This is a genomic window from Wolbachia endosymbiont of Drosophila tristis (assembly GCF_028981745.1).
Lineage (GTDB): Bacteria > Pseudomonadota > Alphaproteobacteria > Rickettsiales > Anaplasmataceae > Wolbachia > Wolbachia pipientis.
Map to the genome: position 1 here is coordinate 1 of NZ_JAPQLN010000092.1, position 6436 is coordinate 6436.

Annotated in this window: 4 protein-coding genes and 2 pseudogenes; 5 read left to right on the plus strand and 1 reads right to left on the minus strand. The window is 35.9% G+C overall.

Going from position 1 to position 6436, the window contains the following annotated elements:
- On the minus strand, window positions 1-280 hold a 280-nt coding region (locus OZD64_RS03810; RefSeq protein ID WP_044471353.1), incomplete at its 3' end, for an IS5 family transposase.
- Between the two features lie 54 nt (window positions 281-334).
- On the opposite strand from OZD64_RS03810, the pseudogene OZD64_RS03815 reads away from it, so the two are divergent.
- The 5 genes and pseudogenes from OZD64_RS03815 to OZD64_RS03835 all read left to right on the plus strand — a co-directional run.
- Window positions 335-835, plus strand: a pseudogene (locus OZD64_RS03815) (hypothetical protein); the annotation flags it as partial.
- 183 nt (window positions 836-1018) lie between these two features.
- A complete protein-coding gene (locus OZD64_RS03820) occupies window positions 1019-1501 on the plus strand; it encodes a hypothetical protein (RefSeq protein WP_015589000.1) in 483 nt (160 codons plus the stop codon).
- Between the two features lie 18 nt (window positions 1502-1519).
- Window positions 1520-3003, plus strand: a pseudogene (locus tag OZD64_RS03825) (ankyrin repeat domain-containing protein).
- Window positions 3000-4844 carry a phage terminase large subunit family protein gene (locus tag OZD64_RS03830; protein WP_274999324.1) on the plus strand — a complete coding sequence of 615 codons (1845 nt, stop codon included), beginning with the start codon at window positions 3000-3002 and terminating at the stop codon, window positions 4842-4844. The pseudogene OZD64_RS03825 and the gene OZD64_RS03830 overlap by 4 nt, the downstream one beginning before the upstream one ends.
- A 244-nt stretch (window positions 4845-5088) precedes the next feature.
- Complete coding sequence (locus OZD64_RS03835) at window positions 5089-6432, plus strand: IS110 family RNA-guided transposase (RefSeq protein WP_274999306.1); 1344 nt, start codon at window positions 5089-5091, stop codon at window positions 6430-6432.
- Window positions 6433-6436: the final 4 nt, after the last annotated feature.

Below are 6436 nucleotides of genomic sequence, written 5' to 3' on the forward strand. Positions count from 1 at the left end.
TTTTTCTTCTACTATATTTTGTAATTTCATAATTCATTTTCTCAAAAATTCCCTGCTTCTTCCATTGCCTGAACTGCTCATACACAGTCTTCCATAGCGGAAAATCATTTGGTAAATACCGCCATTGACACCCTGTACGCAATACATAGAAAATTGCTTCTAATATTTCTCTTTTGCTATACTTTGGCGGCCTTCCTCCTTTCTTGTATGATACTCTGAAGTGTTTTTCTATTCTTGCCCATTCCCTTTCGCTTAGATCTGTTGGATACTTTTTTCTCATCTTTACCCCGTACTAAAATTTCAGATATTATAGCCTTTTACTTGTTTCCGGACAACCTCTAACGCTTGGAAGGGTAAGAACAACTTCATTAATATTGACGACAAAGTCATTAGTAGAAGAAATAAAGTAGAATCAGTAATCAAAGATAGGCCATTATTTACAGCATTATTAAGCAGTTTGGTTGCTGCAAATATAGTATTGCCTTTATTACTGTATGTAGAAGGTGGTATTAATAGTGTACAGAAGTTTTACCAGAACGCTTTGATTAATAACGTAGGGTTATCACTACTTATAGGCTCGAGTATACTTGCACTATCAGTGATATTCCTTGGAGTACATTACTACAGAAAAACAAATTGCACAAATCTTGTATATTGTGAGGAAAGAATTGAACCAGAAAAAGTTAATGGAAAGTTCATTGAGGAAATAAAGGAAGCAAGGACAAAAGTGCTTGAAGAAAACCATAGTAAAGATGCCAAATGCAGCAGTTTAACGCTAGAGCAAGTAGTGGTTGAATCTCATAACTACAAAGATGCAATTTATAGTATTAGTTGAAAATGGCCAAATTTCACTATGTAAAAAGAAAGCAGCTATAAACCGGAGTACTTCGCTCTATATTAGTAAAATATCTCTAAGACGCCGGCAAGTATAAACAGGTAGGAAATTGCTGATACTGGCAAAACCTTTTCAGAGATTCAAGAAGAAAATTCGTAGAAACAAGAGAGAGGAGAAAAAAAAGTGAAAATCACACAAACAGAATGGGCAAGAGAGATAGGAGTATCAAAGCAATATGTCTGTTATTTAGTAAAAAAAGGAATAGTTGAGTTGGAGGATGGTTTGATCAATAGAGAACAAGCAAATGAAGCGGTGGCAGCAATAAGAGATCCAAGTCAGCCACTTAGGAGGAAAAATCCAGAAAACGAAAATACAAATAACCTTTCTACAATGTTGCTAAAAACGCGAATAAAAAATGAAATGGAGCGAGGAAGGTTGCTAGAAGCAAAGGCAAAAGCTGAAATAGGAGAACTTGTAGCAGTAGAGGAAGTAAAAAGTGAGGCATTTAACGTAGCAAGAGTTGTACGTAATAATTTGCTTAATGTTCCAAATAGAGTTTCAGCACTGCTTGCATCACTGAGTGACACTGAAAAAATTCACGAGACGCTAACTGAAGAGATTACAAACTCACTTGAAGAATTATCTAACGCTAAATTTAAAATATAAAAAGATTTTGAATACAAAATGGCTGATAACTTAAGTTTAGAGTTAATAAAGTGTTTAATCAATCAACCTGGATTAGATGTTAATGTCAGAGGGTTAAACGGAAAAACTCCACTGCATTGCGCTATAGAGTTTGATGAATTAAGCATGGTAGATTTGTTACTCACGAAGAAGAACATTAATCCTTTTGTGGAAGATAATGAAGGTAAAACATCTCTTGATTACGCCAAAGAAGGGAAAAAAGCAGAAATATTACAAGCACTAATTAATAACAAGTACGGGTCAGAACAAGATAGCTTACTTCATTTAGCTGCAATGATAGGTGAAATTAATGCAGTGAGATATTTGATCAGAAAAGGTATTGACGTTAATGTACGAAATGCTTTGCACCATACTCCATTACATCTAGCAGCAGGCATAGGACATGCAGAAGTTGTAAAGATTTTGATAAGAGAAGGAAAAGCTGAAATAGATGTCTTTGATGCACGAAATCAGACACCAATGCACTATGCAGTTAATAATAAAAAGTTGGAGATAGTAAAGTTACTGCTGAAGCTTGGAGCAGATGTGAATAGTGCACGCATGGGACAAAACTCAATGAAATTGTCACCTGTGCATATAGCTGTAAGTAATGCTAATTACGATGAAAGAGACTTATGTCTTGATATCCTCAAATCCTTAATAAAGGAGCCTAATGCTCAAGTAAATTTGCAAGACTACGAAAATAAAACACCACTACATTATGCTGAAAGACTAAAAACAATAGAAGTTTTACTAACGCGAGAAGATATAGACCCTCTGGTAAAAGACGATAGCGGTAAAACACCATTTGATTACGCTAAACCTGAGATAAAGAAGGCTTTGATGAGTAATAAATACGGTTCTGAAAAGAATAGTCTACTCCATTTAGCTGCACAAAGAGGAGAAATTGAGATTGTAGATGCAATTTTAAGAGAAGAAATCGATATTGATATTGTAAATAATAAAGGTTTATCACCGGTTTACCTTGCTGCGGAAAAAGGGCATTTACATGTAGTAAAGTTATTGCTGAAAAAAGGAGCAAATTATACACCTGTTTTACATTTAGCAATTAAATCAAACAATTTAGAGTTACTTAAAGTTTTGTTTACTGAAAAAATGGGTCTTTGCTCTGCAGAGATACCGTTGTTAATTTTCCAACCCTTCATAATAAATATATAGCACAGAGAGAAATAGCAGATAAAAGGACGAAAAAACATAATAATATTATCTGCATCTATACTACAGTCAGCGCAATAGCAGTAGCAGTATATATAGGGTTGATAACAACAACAATAAGCAGTGCAATCATTTTTGCAACAATAACAGGGGTATTTGCGCTTGTTATAGCAATAATGATAAGTGAGATGAGCAAAAGATATATAGAAAACGAATTTCAGAAAAAGATGTTTATGGAATTGGATGAGTGTAGTTCTATTGTTAATGATGTCGAGATAGAACCAGTTATGAGTAGATGCAGACAATGATATACGCTACATCTTTTTCTGAAGGTTTAAGGCCAGATCCCCAGCTTAAAGTATCAGAGTGGGCGAATGAGTATCGAGTTTTAGCGCCAACTGCAGCATCAGAGCCAGGTAAATGGAGAACAGAAAGAACTCCTTATTTAAAAGAAATAATGGATTCACTATCACCATCTTCACCTGCAGAAAAAGTAGTATTCATGAAAGGAGCGCAGATTGGGGGAACAGAAGCTGGCAACAATTGGATTGGCTATATCATCGATCAAACACCAGGTCCAATGCTGGTAGTACAGCCAACAGTTGAAATGGGAAAACGTTGGTCGAAGGGAAGATTTGCACCGTTAATAGAGAGTACACCATGTTTAAAAAGTAAAGTAAAAGACCCAAGGTCAAGAGATTCAGGGAATACTGTACAAAGTAAGGAGTTTCCAGGTGGAATAGTAGTAATAACTGGAGCGAATAGTAGTGTAGGACTGAGATCTATGCCAGTAAAATATCTCTTTCTTGATGAAATAGATGCCTACCCAGGAGATTCAGGAGGAGAAGGAGATCCAGTACTGCTCAGTATTGCTCGAACTAATACATTTGCAAGGCGAAAGATTTTTTTAGTATCGACACCAACGATTCATGGAATAAGCAGAATTGAGAAAGAATTTGAAGCAACAGATAAGAGATATTTTTTTGTTCCCTGTCCGTATTGTAATTACTATCAAGTTCTAAAATGGTCACAAATAAAATGGGAAGATAAAAATCCAAGTACAGCACACTATATATGTATAGAATGTGGTGAAAAGATAGAAAATCATCAAAAGACAGAGATGCTTGAACGTGGAGAATGGAGAGCTACAAATCAAGTACACAATAGCAAAGTAATAGGATTTCACCTTTCAAGTCTTTATAGCCCAGTTGGGTGGTATAGTTGGCAACAAGCAGTAGAGGATTTTCTGCATGCAAAGGAAAGTGAACAATTACTGAAAGTTTGGATCAACACAACGCTTGGAGAAACCTGGGTAGATAAAGGAGAAGTACCTGATTGGAAGCAATTATTTAACAGGAGAGAATTTTTTCAGATTGGCACAGTACCAAGGAGAGAAGTGGTACTTACTGCAGGAGTAGATGTCCAAAAAGATCGTCTAGAGGTGGAAGTTGTAGCATGGGGAAAAAGTCGTGAAAGTTGGTCAATAGACTACCGAGTATTTGAAGGAGATACAGGAAGTAGAGAAGTATGGAAAAAGCTTTCGGAGCTCCTCAATCATCATTTTATTGGTGAAAATGGGCTTGAATATATGATAAGTATGATGGCGGTTGATGCAGGGTATGCAACGCAGGAAGTTTACAACTGGGTGAGAAGTCATCAAGGGTCTGGAAGAGTAATGGCAGTGAAAGGTGTAAATAAAGCACTAGTGCCGCTGAGCAGCCCAAGTAGAGTAGATATAACAGTTGGAGGGCAAAAGCTGAAAAGAGGAATAAAGCTCTGGCCAGTCGGAGTATCGATATTAAAGTCAGAGCTTTTTCAATTACTTAATATTTTAAAAGAAGGTGAAGAAACACCGCCAGGGTATTGTCATTTTCCCGAGTATGCACCTGAGTATTTTAAGCAGCTAACGGCAGAGCAATTAGTCAGCAAAGTAGTAAAAGGATATACCAAACAAGAGTGGCAAAAGGTAAGAGAAAGAAATGAAGTACTAGATTGCCGAATTTATGCAAGAGCAGCATCGATAGCACTGGGAATAGATAGATGGCCAGAGAGTAAATGGAATAGTTTAAGTGAAAAACCGGAAAGTAAAAAATCAAAGAAAATATTCAAAAGCAAATGGATCAGCACCGGAACAGACAAAATCTGTTAAACCAGAAAGAAACGTCCTAATGCACATTGCAGTAATTTTTGGATATAATTTTATGAAGAAGTGCTTCTGCAGTTATAATCGAGTTCGCAATGGTGCAATAAATGCCCGTGGATCAGTATGATTTTGGAAGGGACGGTCAAACCATTGATGGAGCTTCTTAGCTACCTCGTTTAGAAGATTGTGTAATATAACCGCCCCAAGCTAAAGCACTTCTTCATTATAAGGTATATATAAGGGATTTTATATGGCAAAAGCAAAAAGTAAATTAGAAATAGTGAATCCTAATGCAGCAGGGATTGATATTGGTTCATCTGTACATTATGCATGCGTACCAGAAGGGAGAGATAAACAACGCGTTCAAAAATTTGGGTGCTTTACAGTAGATCTTCATAACCTAGCAAAGTGGTTGAAAAAGTGTGAAGTTAGAACGATAGCCATGGAATCAACAGGAGTATATTGGATTCCTTTGTTTCAAATACTTGAATCATATGGATTCGAAGTTAAACTGGTAAATGCACGACATGTAAAAAATGTACCTGGAAGAAAATCAGACGTTCAAGATTGCCAGTGGTTACAGCAATTACATAGCTATGGGTTACTTCAAGGATCATTTAGGCCTGATAACCAAATTTGTGTACTACGTGGTTATAATAGACAACATGACAACCTGATAAAAAGTGCAGCTGTACACACTCAACGTATGCAAAAAGCATTAATTCAAATGAACATTCAATTACACAAGGTTATTAGTGATATTACAGGTGTAACTGGTATGCGAATCATTAAAGCAATAATTGCGGGTGAAAGAAACTCTAATAGATTGGCTGAATTGAGTGATAGACGAATAAAAAATGACAGATCAACCATAGCAAAAGCACTAACAGGTGACTATAGAGAAGAGCATTTGTTTACATTAAAGCAAGAATACGAAGCATATACTTTTTTTCAAGAGCAAATAAAAGAATGTGATAAAAGTATGGAAAACTATTATAAAACACTTGAAACAAGATCAAATGAAAATAAGCAATGCAGTAAAGTAAAGAGGTCTGCAGGAAACAAACCAAACTTTGCTGCACACGAAGAATTGTATCGAATAACTGGCATGGATTTCACCAAAGTTCCAGGGCTTAATACATCAAATATACAGACCATCCTCTCAGAAGTTGGTCTTAATGCTAATAAATGGCCATCAGAAAAACATTTTACTTCTTGGTTGGGATTATGTCCATTTAATAGGATTACAGGAGAAAGAGTGATTAGAAGTGGAACTCGTAAAGTAATTAACCGTGCTGCAAATGCTTTTCGACTTGCTGGTTATTCTATGTTGCACAGTAAAAGTGCATTAGGTGCGTACTGTAGAAGATTGAAAAATCGATTGGGAGCACCAAAAGCAATAACTGCTACAGCAAGAAAATTAGCATGTATTTTTTATCAAATGCTGAAATGTGGACAAGAATATGTAGAAAAAGGAATGGATTATTATGAAAAGTTATATAAGGAAAGAGTAGTAAAGAATCTGGGTAAAAAAGCCAATGAATTTGGTTATATCCTGATAAAAAAAGATGAGCTGATAGGGGAAGTTTCTTAGAAGC

Excerpts from the sequence above, each read along its gene's own strand:
- OZD64_RS03830 (WP_274999324.1), top strand. The coding sequence starts at position 3,000 with ATGATATACGCTACATCTTTTTCTGAAGGTTTAAGGCCAGATCCCCAG.
- OZD64_RS03835 (WP_274999306.1), top strand. The coding sequence starts at position 5,089 with ATGGCAAAAGCAAAAAGTAAATTAGAAATAGTGAATCCTAATGCAGCA.